This window comes from Corynebacterium sp. ED61 (assembly GCF_015233855.1).
GTDB classification, from domain to species: Bacteria; Actinomycetota; Actinomycetes; order Mycobacteriales; family Mycobacteriaceae; genus Corynebacterium; species Corynebacterium dentalis.
This window is the reverse complement of the sequence record NZ_JADGIT010000002.1, coordinates 75,495-92,281: the sequence shown is the minus strand read 5'-3', so window position 1 is coordinate 92,281 and position 16,787 is coordinate 75,495. Positions and strand designations below refer to the sequence as shown.

Here is a 16,787-nt window from a genome sequence, read left to right as displayed (position 1 = left end):
CATGAGCATAGAGACAGACGAACCCAACTGGGGGCATCCAACGAAATCCCAGGTACGACGTGACACCACTCAGGCCGAGCGGATTTCTGGCATCGCGTGGCTGACCATCGGCGCACTGTTCTGCCTGTTCGTGTGTGTGCTGTACATCGGGACTCGTATGACGTTTGGGTCGGTCAATATTCCTGTTCCCTGGCCGATCCTCTTTGCCCCGTTCATGCTGTATGTCTTGAGCTCCACGGCGTTGCTGTGGACCGAGAATAAGCTGATCGCCGGAATTCCTCTGGCCGCCTGGGTGGGCGGGTTTGTGATCCTCGCCGCGTGGCCAGCTCTTCCATTAGGTGGAGATACCGTGGTGCCGGGCTCGCTGTGGTCCATGCTGCTGATGATCTTTGGCATGGTGGGTGGATCATTGCCCCTGTTAACTCGGTTTTCCTTTGACCCCCCTACGGTGGAACAATAGGACACTGGTTTAAAATTGCGGTATACACTAAATAGACAGATCTGTTCAGGTGACTCTGAACGGAGTGACGAATCACTTTTGCGAAACGCTCAGCGAAAGAAAGGTCGGTAAACGACGATGACCTACACCATTGCGCAGCCTTGTGTGGACGTCTTGGACCGCGCATGTGTTGAAGAATGCCCCGTCGATTGCATCTACGAGGGCAAGCGCATGCTCTACATCCACCCAGACGAGTGCGTGGACTGCGGTGCTTGTGAGCCAGTCTGCCCCGTTGAGGCCATCTTCTACGAAGATGATGTGCCCGAGGAGTGGGAAGAGTACAACGACGCCAACGCGGCGTTCTTCGACGATCTCGGTTCCCCGGGCGGTGCGGCCAAGTTGGGTCCTCAGGACTTCGACGCCGAGCTGATCGCCAAGCTTCCTCCCCAGGCCGAGTAGCATGGCCCAGTCCCGCGTCCCTGTATCCCAACGGCTGCCAGATTTCCCGTGGGACTCCTTGGCAGAGGCCACCGCAGCGGCGAAGGCTCACCCGGAAGGTCTCATCGACCTGTCCGTAGGTACACCTATTGATCCTGTAGCTCCCAACATTCAGTTGGCACTCGCGGAATCAGCGGCGGTGCCGGGTTACCCGCAGACCAAGGGAACGCCTCGCTTGCGCCAAGCCACTGCTCAAGCGATGGAGCGCCGTTTTGGCGTGACGGGACTGGACGCGGATCAGCACGTCCTGCCGGTGATCGGCACCAAGGAAGCCATCGCCTGGCTTCCTACCCTCCTGGGTGTGGGCGAGGGTCACCAGGTGGTTATCCCTGAGCTGGCATATCCCACCTATGAGGTCTCCGCGAAGCTCGCGGGTGCCGAGGTGACGCGGAGCGATTCCACCCTTCGTTTGGGGCCTTCTGCGCCAGCGCTGTTCTACCTCAACTCCCCGGCGAACCCGCACGGCAAGGTTTTGGGTGTGGAGCACCTGCGCAAGATGGTGGAGTTCGCCCGCGAACGCGGCACCATAGTGGTTTCAGACGAGTGCTATTTGGGGCTCGGCTGGGAAAGGGAGCGTCCGCGCTCCATTCTGGATCCAGAGGTCTGCGACGGAGATTTCACCAACCTCATCGCCGTGCATTCCCTGTCCAAGACGTCCAACATGGCCAGCTACCGCGCTGGTTGGCTGGCGGGCGATCCGCAGCTCATTCAGGAGCTGTTGGAAGTGCGCCGTCACGCTGGCCTGATGAACCCCGGCCCCATCCAGGCCGCCATGGTGGCCGCGCTGGAGGAAGATGGCCACGAGCAGCTGCAGAAGGAGCTCTACCGGCACCGCCGCGAGATCCTGCGTTCTGCCCTGACCGAGGCCGGATTCACCATCGAACACTCCGAGGCGGGCTTGTATCTGTGGGCCACAGAAGGCCGCGACGGCCGGGAGACCGTGTCCCGTTTGGCGGAGATCGGCATTCTCTGTGCTCCAGGCGAGTTTTATGGCCCGAATGGCGCCCAGTATGTGCGTGTCGGCCTGACTGCCACCGATCAGCAGATCGAGGCCGCCGCCACACGCATTGCAGAGGCCTTCGGGGCGGCTTCCCGCTAAACTCCGATGCCTCTTGAGCGCTGGTCGCCCACTCCTCGACAGGGTATTTCCGCCCAGCGAGTGAAGCTTTCCGGCTGCGTCCCGGACGACGGCGTGGCCTACCTGGCCGCTGCAGCCGGGGACTCTCCCTTTGCCCCCGGCGAGCCTTTGGAACCCGGCACCCCTCTGGGACATCCGATTCCCGCCTGGTTTCATCCCACCACCGGCGACGAGCCCCCGCACCTGCTCAACAGTGATGCCCCCATCGTCGGCGAAACTCCGGACGTGCTGGTGGTGGACAAGCCCCACGGCCTGCCCTCCACACCGAACGGGCGCCTCATGCGAGCCACCGCGCAGACCCTGTTGCGCATTAGGCGCGAGGAGCCAGATCTGGTCGCCGCGCACCGCCTGGATCGGTTGACGGGTGGTCTTCTTCTTTTTTCTCGACGCCAACCCACCCGCGGATTCCTACAAACCCAATTCCAAAGGCATGAAGTGTCCAAGTGTTACCGAGCGCGAACCGAAGTGGACGTGGACACAGTGCTGGGCACGAGGACGGACGTGGGGGCAGCGGTGGCGTCGGGAAAAAGAACGAGGGTGACCCTCCCAATGCGCAAGGACAAAGGAAACCCGCACGTGAGCGTGCACCCAAATGGAAAGATGACCGAGACGTGGGTGACACGAGTGGGGGACAGGGAGTTCGCGTTGGAGCCACGCACGGGGCACACGCACCAGCTGCGCGTGCTCATGAATCATCTGGGCATGCCGATTGCTGGCGATGACACATATCCCCACGTGCGTGACGCAGACCTCTGGGATGCAGACGCGAAAAAGCTCCAGCTGCGGGCAGTGCGGCTGGAGCTGAAGCTTCCCGATGGTCAGCTCGGGAGTTGGGAAATTTAGTTCTTGTGCAGGTCAGCGTTGAGCTGCACGCCGAGGCCTGCTGCAGGAACGGCCTCCACAGCGCCGGAAACAGAGTTGCGGCGGAACAAGATGTTGGACTTGCCGGAGAGCTCGGAGGCCTTGACCAGGCCGCCGTCTTCCACGTCTGCTTCCTCGGCGATGATGCCGCGAGCGGTGACCTTGGTGCCGAAGGTGAGGTAGAGACCAGCCTCTACGGTCACGTTGTCACCCAAGGAAATTCCTACGCCGGAGTTAGCGCCCAACAGGCAGCCCTGGCCCACGGAGATGACCTGCTTGCCGCCACCGGACAGGGTGCCCATGATGGACGCGCCACCGCCGATGTCGGAGCCGTCACCCACTACAACGCCGCCGGAAATGCGGCCTTCCACCATGGAGGAGCCGAGCGTGCCGGCATTGAAGTTCACAAAGCCCTCGTGCATCACGGTGGTGCCCTCAGCCAGGTGAGCGCCGAGACGAACGCGGTCTGCATCGCCAATACGCACGCCGGTGGGGACTACGTAATCCACCATGCGAGGGAACTTGTCAATGGAGTACACGCTCACAGCACCGCGCGAAGCCTGCAGGCGCGCACGGGTGGTCTCGAAGCCCTCCACGGCGCACGGTCCGTGATTGGTCCACACGACGTTGGTCAGCAGGCCGAAAACGCCGTCCAGGTTGCATCCATGCGGCTGCAGCTTGCGACCGGAGATCAGGTGCAGACGAAGGTAGGCATCGTAGGCATCGGCAGGTGCTGCGTCGATATCAGCGATGACGGTACGCACGGCAACGCGGCGAACCTGGCGAACCTCATCCACACCAGCCAGCTCAGCCAGCTGTGGGTCGATCTCAGAAGGCTCCACCTCGGTGGATCCCACGGAGCCCTCGGGGCTGTCCGTGAGATCAAAGTTGATGTACCACGCATCCAGGACTGTGCCCTGCTCGGTCAGAGTTGCGAATCCATTACCAATTGCAGCTGTCATAGTGGGAAATCCTACAGAATGTTCGAGACAGGGACGTCTGGGAGGTGGTCGCTTAAGAGGTGGCGGAGGTGTCTACGCGGTCCGAAAGCGAATCATCGTAGGCCGGAGCCGTGCGCCCGCGGGTGATGAGCCAGCCCAGAGCAGACAGGGCTACGAAGACCACAGCGACCGTGAGCACCTGCATGCGAGCGCTTTCATCCCACAGCATGAGCAGTCCCAAGCCGAGAACCATGACGAACGTGATCCACGGCAGAACTGGATAGCCCCACATGCGTACTGGCATGGGGCCAGCCGCTTCCAACTGTGGGCGCAAGCGGATTGCGGAGAGCGTGATCATGGCCCAGATCACCAGCAGAGAGCCACCCACAGCGTTGAACAGTACGCCGATGAGGTTGGACGGTCCCCATACCTGCAGAGCCACGGACAGGAAGCCGAACACCAGGGAAGAGATGACCGCAAGGGTTGGAACGCGGGAAGAATTGAGCTTCTGGAAGAACTTCGGTGCGAAGCCCTGGTGGGAGAAGCTGTAGACCAAACGCGAGGTGGCGTAGATCTGAGCGTTGAACGCGGACAGCAACGCGATCACGATGATGATCTCCATGAAGCGGACCACACCAGGGATCTCAGCGAACGCCAAGATGCGGGTGAAGGGAGACTCGGCAGCGCTGGATGCTTCGCCCAGAGAGTCGGAAGGCAGTAGCGCAGCGATGAAGAACACGGAGCCCAAGTAGAACACGGAGATGCGCCAGATCACGGCGCGCACAGCAGCCGCAATGGACTCGCCGGGCTTTTCGGACTCAGCAGCGGCGATGGTGACGATCTCGATGCCGCCGAAAGCAAACGCCACGGCTAGCAAGCCGACAGCCAGGCCGGAAATGCCGTTCGGCATGAAGTTTTCAAAGTTGGACATGCCCGGGGACTCATAGTTCGGGAAGAGATCGAACAGCAGACCTGCGGCGATGATGAGGAACAGAACCAATACGGCCACCTTGATGAAGGCGAACCAGTACTCAAACTCGCCGAAACCGCGCACGGCGGCCAGGTTGATCACGGTAAAGAAGCAGACGGCGACCAAGCCGGGAATCCAGCCGGGGACTCCGAACCATTCACCCATGATGGCGCCAGCGCCGGTGATTTCCGCACCCATCACCATGATCAGCATGAACCAGTACAGCCAGCCGAGGGAGAATCCGGCCCAGTCACCGAAGGCCAGACGGCCGTAGGTGGCGAAGGAGCCTGAGGCCGGACGAGCAGCCGCCATCTCCCCGAGCATTTGCATCACGAAGATCACCAGAATGCCGGCGACGATATAAGACAGGAGAACTGCCGGACCTGCGGCTTGGATACCAACGCCGGTGCCGAGGAAGAGGCCCGCGCCGATGGCAGATCCCAAGCCCATCATTGTGAGGTGTCGAGTCTTTAGACCGTGGCCAAGTTGCCCGCGAGACTCTGCTGTAGGTGTAGTCATAGCGAGAATTGTCGCACACGAGCAGGACGTTGAAGGAAAAGTTAGGTTTTCGCGCAAAAAATTCGGGGGCACACTGTCACCCATGTGCGATGTCTGGCTTATCTATACGATGAAACCCGATGGCTACTAATGAGCAACCAACCGATTATCATCAGTTCCGTGGCACCGGATCTCTGACATTGACGGATGACCCAATCTCGCTCACCGCAGCGCTCGTGGATATCTACAGTGAATCCCACAATGAGCAGGTCATTGCCGATGTCCTCGAGACCGCCTTGCGGGAGATCCCAGAGGTTGAGGTGGTTCGGCAAGGACACACGATTATCGCCCGCACGCAGCGTGACCTCGGCGACCGTGTGATCCTCGCCGGGCACATCGATACCGTGCCGCCTGCTAACAACCTGCCTTCGCGCATCGGAGTGGACGAACAAACCGGCCAGGAGACGTTGTTCGGCCTGGGTAGCGTGGATATGAAGTCCGGCGCAGCCTGCTACATTCACGCATTTGCCACGCTGGCGAATTCTCCAGATCTGCGACGGGACCTCACCCTGGTGCTCTATGAGTGCGAGGAAGTCTCCACCAAGTACAACGGGTTGCACCGGTTGGTCCGCACTAACCCGGAGCTCTTTGATGGTTCCGTGGCGCTGCTGGGAGAGCCCTCCAACGCACAGATCGAGGCGGGTTGCCAAGGCACGCTGCGTTTGCGCGTCACCGCCCACGGCCAGCGCGCCCATTCAGCACGCAGCTGGCTGGGTGACAATGCCCTACACAAGCTAGCTCGCGTCATGGTGCGGGCGGCTGACTATGAGGCTGCCGCAGTGGAGATTGACGGATTGACCTACCGCGAGGGGCTGAACTTCGTGGTCGCAGAGTCCGGAGTGGCCACCAACACCATCCCGGACGAGGCATGGGCCTTCGTCAATTTCCGCTTCGCCCCGAACCGCACGGTGGACGAAGCACTCGCGCACACCTACGAGGTGCTCGGCATCGGTACCTCGGAAGATCCCGCAGAGGGATTCACCATTGAGATTGATGACACGGCGAGCGGAGCCTTACCCGGGTTGGATCAGCCCGCCACGCAGGCGCTGGTGCAGGCCACAGGAGGCCAAGTCCACCCAAAGTTTGGATGGACCGACGTTGCTTGCTTCACCGAACTGGGAATTCCTGCGGTGAACTTTGGGGCGGGCGACCCAGGACTTTCCCACACCAAGGATGAGCGGTGTCCCGTGGAACAGATAACCACCGTTTCTGATCAGCTACTGAAGTTCCTCACCACTGCCTAGACAGAGCACACAATCACCAACATGAACGAGGAAAAATCAGTGAACGACAAGCCGAAATTTGACCAAGATTCCAACGCCCAGCGGTCGGACAACCGCAGTGAATTTGGCCTACGTGGACCGGTTGTCTTACGCGGCAGCCAACTGGGAAGCAAGCAGGAATCCACCACGGACCAGCGCCTCTTGGGCGAGCAGACCAGCGTGGATTGGCTGCACACGGATCCCTGGCGCGTCATGCGTATTCAATCCGAGTTCGTGGACGGTTTCGGCGCTCTGGCCAAGATCCCCAAGGCCATCACCGTGTTCGGCTCGGCGCGCGTGAGGCCGGATCACCCGTACTACGAAACCGGCTTGGAGCTGGGCAAGCTCATCGCGGAAGCAGGCTATGCCACCATCACCGGCGGTGGACCAGGGCTCATGGAAGCCCCCAACCGCGGAGCAAGCGAAGCCGGCGGTCTATCCATCGGCTTGGGCATCGAGCTGCCCATGGAGCAAGGGCTCAACCACTGGGTGGACCTGGGCCTAAACTTCCGCTACTTCTTCGTGCGCAAGACCATGTTCCTCAAGTACTCCCAGGCATATATCTGCCTGCCGGGCGGGTTCGGCACCTTGGACGAGATGTTTGAAGCGCTGGTCATGGTGCAGACCGAAAAGATCCAGCGTTTCCCCATCATCCTCATCGGCACCGAGTTCTGGTCCGGCCTGGTGGACTGGATTCGCGCCCGCCTGGTGGACGAGAAGATGATCAACGCGGATGACCCAGATCTGTTTTTCGTCACCGATGACCCGAAGGAGGCCGTGGATTTCTGCGTGCAGGCCCATGCGCAGCGTATGGATGATCTCCTGGAGCGTCGCGAGGAGCTGCGCCAAGAGTCCGCCGAATTGGACCGGGAGATCGATCGCTTTAACCGGCAGGTAGATTAAGAGCCATGTACTGGTTGTTTTCCTTCGGCGGAGCTGTTTTGGTGGGCGCATTGCTCACCTACCTGCTATCCACCTCTTTCGGGCGCGGCGAGGATCTGCCTCCCGCCACCCGAGGACCGTTGGAGCCAGAACACCGCGCACAATTGGAGCAGGCCCCAGTGTCTGCAGATAGCGTGGACAACGTGAGATTCGCCACCGCTGTGCGAGGCTATAACCAGCAGGAAGTTGATGCCTATCTGCGCCGCATTTCGGCGCGTCTGGCTGAGTACGAGGCGCGGGACACCGCGATCGAGATCCGAGGAGAAGCACAATGACCCCGATTCCCAGCATTCCCCAGCCCGTTCCTACCGTGACCTACGGCGAGCCCTCCACGCGGATTGAGGGCAGCGAGGTCATTGATGTGCGCATCGTTCCCGGTGCTCGCGGTGTGGAGTTGCAAGCCGACGGTACGTGGGAGGTCGGTGTTGATGAAGAGCCGACGCAACTAGTGGATCTTTCCGATAATCCAGAATTCTTTGAGGAAGGCTGGCGTGGAGCGGGCGCCTCGCTGGTGCGACGTATCAACACCATCATCGAGGGCCACCCAGTGCGCGCCAAGAAGCACGTGGTACAAATCTCCCTGCCCGCCACCACCAGTGCGCAGAACCTACGCAATCTGGCCATTGGCCTGACCGTCGGCGGACATTCCTTTGTCAGCACCAATCGCAAGCGCCCAGCGCGAGTGCGCAGCATCCATATCGTTGCGGCCTCTGCGCTGAACGTGGATGCGATGAACAGGGCGGTGGAAGAAGGCGTAGACATGGGCACAGCCACGTGTCTCAGCCGCGATCTGGCCAACACCCCATCGAACGTCAAGTCACCAGAATGGTTGGCTGACCAGGCAAAGCGCGCTGTCCGTGACGTCGCTGGAGTCAAGGTCAAGATCCGCGACGAACAGTGGCTAGAATCCAAGGGCTTCGGCGGAGTCCTCGCGGTGGGCAATGGCTCCACGCGTCCGCCTCGCCTGATCCAGTTGGTGTGGGACCCAGAAGAAGTAGGCAAGAAGCGCCGCCGCAACACCGTGCTGTTGGTGGGCAAGGGTGTCACTTTCGACACTGGCGGAATTAGCATCAAGCCTGCGTCGGGAATGGATACGATGCGCACCGACATGACCGGCGGTGCATCCGTGATTGCCGCATTCAAACTGCTGGCGGAACGCCAAGTTCCTCGCAAGATCGTGGCGCTGATTCCGGCTGCGGAAAACATGGTGGACGGCAATTCCTACCGTCCGGGCGATGTGGTGGAGCACTACGGTGGAATCACCACTGAGGTGGCCAATACGGATGCAGAAGGCCGGATGATTCTTGCCGATGCGTTGAGTTACGGATGCAAGAAGTTCCGCCCGTCAACCGTGGTGACGGTAGCTACGCTCACAGGTGCGGCCAAGGTGGCGCTGGGAACCCGCACGGGCGCTGTTTTCGCACCGACGTGGTCGCGAGCCGTGAAAGTTGCGCGCCGAGGCGCTGCAGTGGGCGAGCGCTGGTGGCCGATGCCGATGCTGGACTACCTCGAGGACAACGTGGACTCCCAGGTCGCGGACGTTAAGCAGGCGCCAAGTGGTCCAGGGGCTGTCACGGCGGCGATGTTCCTGCGCCGGTTTACCCGCAATTCGCCACTGATCCACCTGGATATCGCCGGCCCCGGGCGGGCGGAATCTACCTTCGATGAGGTTAACCCAGTGGGAACCGGATTCGCCGCGCGCACTCTTGTACAGTGGTTGTCACATTAGAGGCTCTTCACCAGCGCCCCATCATTACTACTTTCTAAGGAGTGCAGCCGGTGCTTTCGGATGTCATTGACTTGCTTGCCGATCCAGTGGATGGAACGGATTTGTCTGCTGGCGATGAGCAATGGCGCACGGTGGTCTCTGAATCAGGACATAGCTACGACGTCGCCCGCCAAGGCTATGTCACGTTGGTTGGCGGATCCGGGCTGCGCTACTCGGGCGACGATGCCTCGATGATCGATGCCCGCGAGACCTTCCTGTCTGGCGGTCACTTCGCGCCGTTCGTGGAGAGCGTGACGCACAACGTGGAAGCGGTGCTGGACGATGCTGCCCTCGGCGCCGATGCTCGCCCTGCGATCGTGGAGGTGGGCGCAGGTACTGGCTACTACCTCTCGCACACTCTGGATACGGTGGAGAACTCTCGCGGCGTGGGCTTGGATGTCTCCACTGCGGCGGCGAAGCGTTTAGCCTCGGCGCATCCTCGGGTCGGTGCCGTTGTTGCCGACGCATGGTCTCAGCTGCCTCTGCGTGATTCCAGCACCGACGCGATCATGGTAGTCTTCGCTCCGCGTAACGCCGCTGAGTTCGCGCGCGTGCTCTCGCCGAAGGGCGAGGTGGTGGTGCTAACTGCGGATGCCGGCCACCTGGCTGAGCTGCGCGAGCCTTTGGGCATCATCGACGTGGAAAAGGGCAAGGTGGAGCGCATGATTGCCCAGGCATCTGGCCACTTGGAGCCCGTGGCGTCCTCACAGATCGTTGAGTTCACGATGAACTTGGATCAGGCATCCATCGCCGCGCAGATTGGGATGAGCCCTTCGGCCCGTCACATCCATCCGGACGTGCTGCGCGAGCGCATCGCGGAGCTGCCGGACTCGATGGAAGTCACGGCGCGCGCCGCGATTACGCGCTTGAAGCCGCTGCGCTAGTCGTCTTCGGAGAACAAGCCTTCAGCAACTTCGCGGTCGGCGACCAGCGCTTCTGCCATGAATCGTTCCTGGGCTTCGGGGGAATCCAAGCCCACCCGGGTGAGCAGCAGCTCTTGCCCCACGGTGACCATGGAATTGATGATGCTGGCTTCACCGGAGACTTCTACCTGCACGTCCGTCGCTCCCTCGGGGATGGTGCTGGTGAGGGAGGTGGCGCCGCCATCCACGAAGACTTCGCACAGTGGGCCATCCACGAAGATAGCCAAGCTGGAGGAGCTGGTATCACCAAGCTGAGCGGTTACAGTATCGTCCTCGCCGCGGGTGACGGAGACAGACGATTGGTCGTGCGTGATGTGCACGAGGGCATTGCCTTCCTTGTCCACCACGTCCGCAGTCACTGATCCATCGGTGCAATCCAACTGGCCGGTCCAAATGACCGCGCGATCGGAGTATCCCTTGACTGCGCGAGGTGCTCCCACGATGTCTTGGTAGACGTGACCGTCCACCAAGCTCAAATAGCGCGGGGAGGTCAGGCAGTTAGCCCACAAGCTATCCAGATTTGGATGCGCGCCCACCAGTCCGAAGAGGAGCGGTTGGTCGCCGGAAATGACGCGGGGCCGAGTGAAATTGTGACCGTGATCCAGCACCGTGTACGCAGTGGACACCGTGAATTCCGCTTCCTGGAGCGTGCCCACAACATAGCCGGTGGACTCAGACGACCCACTGGTTTCTGGGTATGTCACAAACAGCACGTCGCGAACCTCGCCCGTGGACTCGTCCGTCATGGAGACCATGCGGGGTGAGAATGGCCGCACCGCCGGGAGATTGGCCTCACCAGCAATCTGCAGCGGGCCCACTACCTTCCAGTGCTGACGGTCAGTTGAGCGAAGTACTACGATCTCGGCATCGGTCTCGCCGGACAGGCTCAGTGCGATCATTAGCCAGGATCCCTCGTGAAAGAGGACGTTTGGAGTCACCAAGTCCTCGATGGGGTAGGCGCTGTCATCGATATCGATAGCACCCAAGCGCTCCACCCGGCTATCCGCCTCGGTCGGATCATCAGACACATCCAGCATGTCTGCGACATCGGGGATGTAAGCGCGCTGAATCTGGAATGAACGATCGCCCCGATCCCCGTGGTGGATGCGATTGCCCAAGAGATCAGGGGAAGCGGAACCGGTTGATTTTGGCGTCGACGTCACGAAGAACAGTTCCACCGCATTGTTGTCCTCGGCGCCTGCCGCCTGAGGGTCTGCGGACAACAAAACGGACGAACCGGCGAGGACATCCACCTCGTTGCCTGCAGGAGTGAGCACGTCATCGCAAACATCCCAGTCATAAGGAACCTCGGAGGCCACTTGGTGAGCCCAACGGGATCCTTCGTCCGCGCGGGGGCGGAACTGGTGGAAGACGTGGAGGTTTCCATCGGCAACTATCGCTCCAGCGGGTGCTTCCAAAACACCCAGCTCCGCGGTGACGTGAAGTTCCGGACGGCTGGTGGAGGTTTCTGCTTGGGGCTGAACAGAGGAAGTTGACATACCGTCTTTTGTACCAGCGAAATTTACATCAGGGAGCGGTAGACCTCGATGGTTTGCTCAGCGATGTTCTCCCAAGAGAACGTGGTGACGGCTCGCTCGCGCCCCGCCTCGCCGAATGCCTTGGCCTTGGCAGAGTCCCCGACGAGGGCGTTGGTGGCTTCGGCGAGACTGCGTTCGAACCCTTCAGGATCGGATTCTTCGTAGTGGCAGAGGATTCCTGTCTGCCCGTCCACGACAACCTCGGGAATACCGCCGACGTCCGAGGCGATAACAGCAGTGCCACAAGCCATGGCCTCCAGGTTGACGATGCCCAGCGGTTCGTAGATCGACGGGCACAAAAACGCATCTGAGGCCGTGAGGATCTCTTGCAAGTAGCGCTTGTCCAGCATGTTCTTAACCCAGTGAACGCCGTCACGCTCGGCCTGCAGCGTTTGTACCAGCTCGGTGACCTCGGCCTCGATCTCCGGGGTATCAGGAGCACCGGCACACAGCACCACCTGAATCTCCGGATCCATCTGCCGGATTGCTTTGAGAAGGTGGGGCACACCTTTCTGGCGAGTAATGCGGCCAACAAAGCTGATCAGGGGACGGTTCGGATCCACGCCGAGCTCACCTAAGACACTTCGTCCGGTTTCTTCAGCAGCGACAGCAAAGGTAGGCCGCGGCTGCCAGAGCTGAGAATCGATGCCGTTGAGCACTACGTGAATGCGCTCCGGATCGATTGCCGGGTAGGCATCCAAGATGGCGTGCTTCATCTTGGCGGATACCGCGATGACCGCATCCGCGTGTTCCATGGCGTTCTTCTCTGACCACGAAGACACCTCGTAACCGCCACCCAATTGTTCGCGCTTCCACGGGCGATGCGGCTCCAACGAATGCGCAGTAGCAACGTGTGGGATTCCCCACAGTTTTCCGCCCACATGGCCACCCAAGCCGGTGTACCACGTGTGGGAGTGAACAACGTCTACATCGCCCAAGGAATTGGCCATACGCAGACCGGTAGACAGTGTCTTCAGGGATGCATTCGCCTCCTCCAAAGCCGGATCCACACCGTGCACGTAAACGTTGGGCTCATCGCGAGGTGCGCCCATACAATGCACGTCAACGGGCTCGAGTTCTCGCATGAAACGAGTCAACTCTGTGACGTGTACGCCAGCGCCACCGTAGATCTCTGGGGGATATTCCTTGGTCAGCATCGCGATTCGCATAAAACCCACAGTAGTGCGCGGGCGCAGACCTGTCCGTGCAATCAGTGCTGGGGTAGATCGGGGAGAGCAGCCCGAAAAGTTGTCCGGCGAACGTCACTGATTCTCACTACCGTAGGAGGTGTGAAGACTACTCCGAACGTTCTGTCCATTGTCCTTGCGGGCGGCGAGGGAAAGCGTCTGTATCCCTTCACCGCAGACCGCGCCAAGCCAGCCGTGCCTTTCGGCGGCAACTACCGCCTCATTGACTTTGTCTTGTCCAACCTGGTCAACGCGGGCTACCACAAGATTTGCGTGCTCACCCAGTACAAGAGTCACTCGCTGGACCGCCACATCTCCCAGTCCTGGCAGTTGTCTGGCTTGACCGGGCAGTACATCACCCCAGTTCCAGCACAGCAACGGTTGGGACGCCGCTGGTTCACCGGTTCCGCAGATGCCATCCTGCAGTCCTTGAACTTGGTATACGACGAACAGCCGGAATACATCATCGTCTTTGGTGCGGATCACGTCTACCGCATGGATCCAGAGCAGATGGTCGAGGCACACATCGCCTCGGGCGCCGGAGTCACCGTCGCGGGCCTGCGCGTTCCTCGCGTGGAAGCCACGGCGTTTGGAGTGATCCAAGCAGGTGAGGACAACCGCATCGAGCAATTCCTGGAAAAACCTGCCGACCCTCCGAGCGTTCCGGATGATGAGAACGTGGCCTTTGCTTCCATGGGCAACTACGTGTTCACCGCGCAGACGCTGATTGACGCGCTCAAGGAGGACTCGGAAAATGAAAGCTCCAACCACGATATGGGTGGAGACATCATTCCGATGCTCGTGGACCGCGGAGAGGCCTACGTTTACGATTTCTCAGACAACTACGTGCCGGGCGAGACGGAACGCGATAAGGGCTATTGGCGCGATGTGGGAACCGTGGATGCCTTCTACGAGGCGCATATGGACCTGATCTCCGTGCACCCAGTGTTTAACCTCTACAACCTGAAGTGGCCGATTCACACCGCAGAGACGGGTAATTTGCCTCCCGCCAAGTTCGTCAAGGGTGGTATCGCCCAGTCCTCCATGGTGGCTGCAGGATCGATCATCTCTGCAGGTACCGTGCGCAACAGCGTGATCTCAGAGAACGTGATCGTGGAGGACAGTGCGACCGTCGAAGGCTGCGTACTCATGCCGGGCGTACGCGTGGGTAAGGGCGCGGTGGTTCGCCACGCCATCATCGACAAGAACGTGCAGATCACCGACGGGCAGATCGTGGGCGTGGATCGTCAACTCGACGAGCAGCGCTTCACCGTCTCCCAAGGCGGAGTGGTGTGCGTGGGCAAGAACGAAGTGGTCTAGCCTGACTTAAGCTGACTTGGTGATCAGCGTCAGGCCTGCGCCAAGTGGCAGGCGGCTGACGCTGATGCCATCCATCTCCTGCAGTGCAGCATCGGCCTCGCGGGCAGCGGTGGTCTGCCGATCAGTGCGCGATTCATCCGCGATCAGGCCATCCAAGAGAGAGTCCAGCAGCACCAAAATGCCACCGGGGCGCAGTGCGGGGAGGGTGGATTCTACGGTGCGCAGGAGATCTTCTTCCGCGGCGTCGGCGATGGCGATGTCGTAGCTATCCTGCGCTAGGCGCCCAACGACATCCAGGGGAGCGCTGGGCAGGAAGCGGAACATGTTCGCGCGCACACCGGCGGACTGGAAAGCATTGCGCGCCAGCTGCTGGTGCTGCACCTCCGGCTCAATGCACGTTACGTGGCCAGCGCCGAGACCGCGGAACAAATGTAGTCCGATCACTCCGCACGCTGGAGACATCACGATTGCGGTAGGGGTGTGCCCCGTCTGCGTACTCGTTCCCGCAGCGCGCGCTGCCAAGAAGGTGAGAAATTCAGTGGTCATCGTGTCCGGGGTGGACAGTCCGAATTCCGCAGCGGCTTCGTTAGCAGCATCGATGTTCTCATCGTTGGGCGCAGTGCGGTCGACGAAAGAGCGGATCGCATCGAGGGGAGAGTTCTGAGCAGCATTCACAACGGCAACCATAGGGGAATACCTGCTGCATGTGGGGGTGGTGAGCCGGAGTGTCAGGGGTGGCGTCGAAAAAAAGAAACGAGAGTAAACGCGTGTGAAAGCAGTGACCAAAAACACGACGGTTCACGTGGCAAAATCATTCACAGCAAACGTACAGCGGAAAGAGAGAACAACCGCACATGTGTGGTTCAATATGATGAGTATGTCCTCACACGAACCTGCCTCCACCGCTGAATTCGACGCCGGAAACGGCGCGATGCCTTCATGGAGCGAGCTGGTGGAGCAGCACGCAGATAGCGTGTACCGCTTGGCCTACCGGCTGTCCGGAAATCAGCACGATGCCGAAGACCTCACTCAAGACACATTCATGCGCGTGTTCCGCAGCCTCAAGAACTACCGCCCCGGAACGTTCGAGGGATGGCTGCACCGCATTACCACAAACCTCTTTTTGGACATGGTGCGCCACCGCTCCTCCATTCGGATGGAAGCGCTGCCCGAGGATTACGACCGGATCGAAGGCAACCTGGCCGATCCCGAACAGCACTTCGCGATGAGCCACCTGGACCCGGCGCTAGAGAAGGCGCTGGACCAACTCGCGCCCGATTTCCGCGTCGCCGTGGTGCTCTGTGACGTGCTCGGCATGACTTACGATGAAATTGCCCAGACACTCGGTGTAAAAATGGGAACTGTGCGTTCCCGAATCCACCGAGCACGAGCACAACTGCGCGACATGCTGGAGCGGGACGTTGAGCTTGGACACCTGAGCTACATCGGAAGCTGAACGGAAGGAGAGCATCGGAAACCATGACATCTCATGTAGAAAATCCAGATACTCAGTTATCCGTGGAGCACCTGTCATGCGAGGCGATCGCCGCACTGGCCGATGGTGAGCTGTCCCGCCGCGCTGAGCATCGAGCCAAGGTGCACCTCGTGCACTGCGTGACTTGCCGAGAAGAAGTGACCAGGCAGCGAGAGGCCTCTGAAAGGTTGCGCGATAACTGCGAAGTCAAGGCCTCTGGGAGCCTGATCGAAAGACTGTCCCGAATTCCAGAAGCGGCCGGGGAATCGCCTCGCTCACGAGACTTCGGTGTAGACGGGTGCCGTCACCCGGAAACGTTTGTGGACAGCGTGGATCTTTGGGTGCGCAAGCTGCAACGCTTGCCACGACGTTCGAAGTAACCTGACCGCCCCGATGGGGCCTAAGTGCGATAAGGTAAACGGGTGTTTTCAAGTGTCGGATGGGGAGAAGTTCTTGTTCTCCTAGTGGTGGGCTTGCTGGTCATTGGACCAGAGCGGCTGCCCGGTCTCATCAACGAAGCGCGCGCTGTGTTGCTCGCAATCCGCAACGCGGTAGGCGAAGCCAAAGAGCAGCTGGACGGCGAATTTGGTGATGAACTCAAGCAATTTTCCAAGCCCATCTCAGAGCTCAACAGCGTGCGCCAAATGGGTGCGCGTGGATTCATCACCAAGACGTTGCTAGACGGAGATGATTCCTTCCTGACCAGCTTCGATTCCACGAAGAATGACGTGAAGAGCACCGTCGATGGCGTACGCAAGAAGAACCTGCGGGACGCTCTGCGCAGCCCACAAAATAGCAGCTCCGATGGCGCAGTGCCCGTCCAGCAGCAAGCCGCCGCGGGCGAATCTCAAGCAGCGGACCGTCCCATTCAGTCCGCAGCGCAGGATATGACACAGGATCTCTCGTCCGCCGAAGGCCAAGGAAGAATCGCCGGCAACTGGGACGATGTCACCTAGGCCAGCAATCTT

The 16,787-nt window shown here is 60.4% G+C and carries 18 protein-coding genes; 13 read left to right on the top strand and 5 right to left on the bottom strand.

Annotated elements, in window-relative coordinates; genetic code table 11:
- Position 1 precedes the first annotated feature (1 nt).
- From IM764_RS02495 to IM764_RS02480, 4 genes are all read left to right on the top strand, one after another.
- On the top strand, positions 2-460 hold the full coding sequence (locus IM764_RS02495; RefSeq protein ID WP_099297388.1) for a hypothetical protein: 459 nt from the start codon (positions 2-4) through the stop codon (positions 458-460).
- A 117-nt stretch (positions 461-577) separates the two neighbouring features.
- A complete protein-coding gene (fdxA, locus tag IM764_RS02490; protein WP_194186774.1) occupies positions 578-898 on the top strand; it encodes a ferredoxin in 321 nt (106 codons plus the stop codon).
- A 1-nt stretch (position 899) separates the two neighbouring features.
- The gene (dapC, locus tag IM764_RS02485) at positions 900-2,036 is read left to right on the top strand and encodes a succinyldiaminopimelate transaminase (RefSeq protein ID WP_194186773.1); all 1,137 of its coding nucleotides are present in this window, start codon (positions 900-902) and stop codon (positions 2,034-2,036) included.
- A gap of 6 nt (positions 2,037-2,042) precedes the next feature.
- Positions 2,043-2,918 (top strand): pseudouridine synthase, encoded by an 876-nt coding sequence (locus IM764_RS02480; protein ID WP_228073260.1) that lies wholly within the window; start codon positions 2,043-2,045, stop codon positions 2,916-2,918.
- Here IM764_RS02480 and dapD read toward each other — a convergent pair.
- A complete protein-coding gene (gene dapD, locus IM764_RS02475; RefSeq protein WP_194186772.1) occupies positions 2,915-3,898 on the bottom strand; it encodes a 2,3,4,5-tetrahydropyridine-2,6-dicarboxylate N-succinyltransferase in 984 nt (327 codons plus the stop codon). The genes IM764_RS02480 and dapD overlap by 4 nt on opposite strands.
- Before the next feature lie 52 nt (positions 3,899-3,950).
- Complete coding sequence (locus IM764_RS02470; protein WP_194186771.1) at positions 3,951-5,366, bottom strand: amino acid permease; 1,416 nt, start codon at positions 5,364-5,366, stop codon at positions 3,951-3,953.
- 119 nt (positions 5,367-5,485) lie between these two features.
- On the opposite strand from IM764_RS02470, the gene dapE reads away from it, so the two are divergent.
- The 5 genes from dapE to IM764_RS02445 are packed head-to-tail and all read left to right on the top strand — an operon-like array spanning position 5,486 to position 10,261.
- Positions 5,486-6,649, top strand: a complete 1,164-nt coding sequence (dapE, locus tag IM764_RS02465; protein WP_099297376.1) for a succinyl-diaminopimelate desuccinylase — start codon at positions 5,486-5,488, stop codon at positions 6,647-6,649.
- 21 nt (positions 6,650-6,670) lie between these two features.
- Positions 6,671-7,570 (top strand): TIGR00730 family Rossman fold protein, encoded by a 900-nt coding sequence (locus IM764_RS02460; protein ID WP_194186770.1) that lies wholly within the window; start codon positions 6,671-6,673, stop codon positions 7,568-7,570.
- A gap of 5 nt (positions 7,571-7,575) precedes the next feature.
- Positions 7,576-7,884 (top strand): DivIVA domain-containing protein, encoded by a 309-nt coding sequence (locus IM764_RS02455; protein ID WP_099297372.1) that lies wholly within the window; start codon positions 7,576-7,578, stop codon positions 7,882-7,884.
- Entirely contained in the window at positions 7,881-9,338 is a 1,458-nt protein-coding gene (locus tag IM764_RS02450; RefSeq protein WP_194186769.1) for a M17 family metallopeptidase, read from the top strand. Before IM764_RS02455 ends, IM764_RS02450 begins: the two co-directional genes overlap by 4 nt.
- Positions 9,339-9,388: 50 nt before the next feature.
- The gene (locus IM764_RS02445) at positions 9,389-10,261 is read left to right on the top strand and encodes a methyltransferase domain-containing protein (protein WP_099297368.1); all 873 of its coding nucleotides are present in this window, start codon (positions 9,389-9,391) and stop codon (positions 10,259-10,261) included.
- On the opposite strand, the gene IM764_RS02440 is transcribed toward IM764_RS02445, so the two are convergent.
- Both IM764_RS02440 and glgA read right to left on the bottom strand, forming a co-directional pair.
- Complete coding sequence (locus IM764_RS02440; RefSeq protein ID WP_194186768.1) at positions 10,258-11,799, bottom strand: hydrolase; 1,542 nt, start codon at positions 11,797-11,799, stop codon at positions 10,258-10,260. The two genes, IM764_RS02445 and IM764_RS02440, sit on opposite strands and share 4 nt — an antisense overlap.
- A gap of 23 nt (positions 11,800-11,822) precedes the next feature.
- Complete coding sequence (gene glgA, locus IM764_RS02435; RefSeq protein WP_194186767.1) at positions 11,823-13,007, bottom strand: glycogen synthase; 1,185 nt, start codon at positions 13,005-13,007, stop codon at positions 11,823-11,825.
- Between the two features lie 120 nt (positions 13,008-13,127).
- Between glgA and glgC the strand changes: the two genes are divergently transcribed.
- Positions 13,128-14,345 carry a glucose-1-phosphate adenylyltransferase gene (glgC, locus tag IM764_RS02430; RefSeq protein WP_194186766.1) on the top strand — a complete coding sequence of 406 codons (1,218 nt, stop codon included), beginning with the start codon at positions 13,128-13,130 and terminating at the stop codon, positions 14,343-14,345.
- A 6-nt stretch (positions 14,346-14,351) separates the two neighbouring features.
- Here glgC and IM764_RS02425 read toward each other — a convergent pair whose 3' ends face one another.
- Positions 14,352-15,032: an O-methyltransferase gene (locus IM764_RS02425; protein ID WP_194186765.1), complete on the bottom strand. Its 681-nt coding sequence runs from the start codon at positions 15,030-15,032 to the stop codon at positions 14,352-14,354.
- Between the two features lie 169 nt (positions 15,033-15,201).
- Here IM764_RS02425 and sigE point away from each other — a divergent pair, with 169 nt between their 5' ends.
- From sigE to IM764_RS02410, 3 genes are read left to right on the top strand one after another with little or no spacing between them, the layout of a single operon-like run.
- Positions 15,202-15,801, top strand: coding sequence for an RNA polymerase sigma factor SigE (gene sigE, locus IM764_RS02420; protein WP_268803734.1), 600 nt, complete (start codon positions 15,202-15,204; stop codon positions 15,799-15,801).
- Between the two features lie 23 nt (positions 15,802-15,824).
- Positions 15,825-16,199, top strand: coding sequence for an anti-sigma factor (locus IM764_RS02415; protein WP_099297358.1), 375 nt, complete (start codon positions 15,825-15,827; stop codon positions 16,197-16,199).
- 42 nt (positions 16,200-16,241) lie between these two features.
- Positions 16,242-16,775, top strand: coding sequence for a twin-arginine translocase TatA/TatE family subunit (locus IM764_RS02410; RefSeq protein WP_194186764.1), 534 nt, complete (start codon positions 16,242-16,244; stop codon positions 16,773-16,775).
- Positions 16,776-16,787: the final 12 nt, after the last annotated feature.

What these genes read in the sequence shown, in the direction of transcription:
- IM764_RS02495 (WP_099297388.1), top strand. Translation starts at nt 2, where the DNA reads ATGAGCATAGAGACAGACGAACCCAACTGGGGGCATCCAACGAAATCC.
- fdxA (WP_194186774.1), top strand. Translation starts at nt 578, where the DNA reads ATGACCTACACCATTGCGCAGCCTTGTGTGGACGTCTTGGACCGCGCA.
- dapC (WP_194186773.1), top strand. Translation starts at nt 900, where the DNA reads ATGGCCCAGTCCCGCGTCCCTGTATCCCAACGGCTGCCAGATTTCCCG.
- IM764_RS02480 (WP_228073260.1), top strand. Translation starts at nt 2,043, where the DNA reads ATGCCTCTTGAGCGCTGGTCGCCCACTCCTCGACAGGGTATTTCCGCC.
- dapD (WP_194186772.1), bottom strand. Translation starts at nt 3,898, where the DNA reads ATGACAGCTGCAATTGGTAATGGATTCGCAACTCTGACCGAGCAGGGC.
- IM764_RS02470 (WP_194186771.1), bottom strand. Translation starts at nt 5,366, where the DNA reads ATGACTACACCTACAGCAGAGTCTCGCGGGCAACTTGGCCACGGTCTA.
- dapE (WP_099297376.1), top strand. Translation starts at nt 5,486, where the DNA reads ATGGCTACTAATGAGCAACCAACCGATTATCATCAGTTCCGTGGCACC.
- IM764_RS02460 (WP_194186770.1), top strand. Translation starts at nt 6,671, where the DNA reads ATGAACGAGGAAAAATCAGTGAACGACAAGCCGAAATTTGACCAAGAT.
- IM764_RS02455 (WP_099297372.1), top strand. Translation starts at nt 7,576, where the DNA reads ATGTACTGGTTGTTTTCCTTCGGCGGAGCTGTTTTGGTGGGCGCATTG.
- IM764_RS02450 (WP_194186769.1), top strand. Translation starts at nt 7,881, where the DNA reads ATGACCCCGATTCCCAGCATTCCCCAGCCCGTTCCTACCGTGACCTAC.
- IM764_RS02440 (WP_194186768.1), bottom strand. Translation starts at nt 11,799, where the DNA reads ATGTCAACTTCCTCTGTTCAGCCCCAAGCAGAAACCTCCACCAGCCGT.
- glgA (WP_194186767.1), bottom strand. Translation starts at nt 13,007, where the DNA reads ATGCGAATCGCGATGCTGACCAAGGAATATCCCCCAGAGATCTACGGT.
- IM764_RS02425 (WP_194186765.1), bottom strand. Translation starts at nt 15,032, where the DNA reads ATGGTTGCCGTTGTGAATGCTGCTCAGAACTCTCCCCTCGATGCGATC.
- IM764_RS02415 (WP_099297358.1), top strand. Translation starts at nt 15,825, where the DNA reads ATGACATCTCATGTAGAAAATCCAGATACTCAGTTATCCGTGGAGCAC.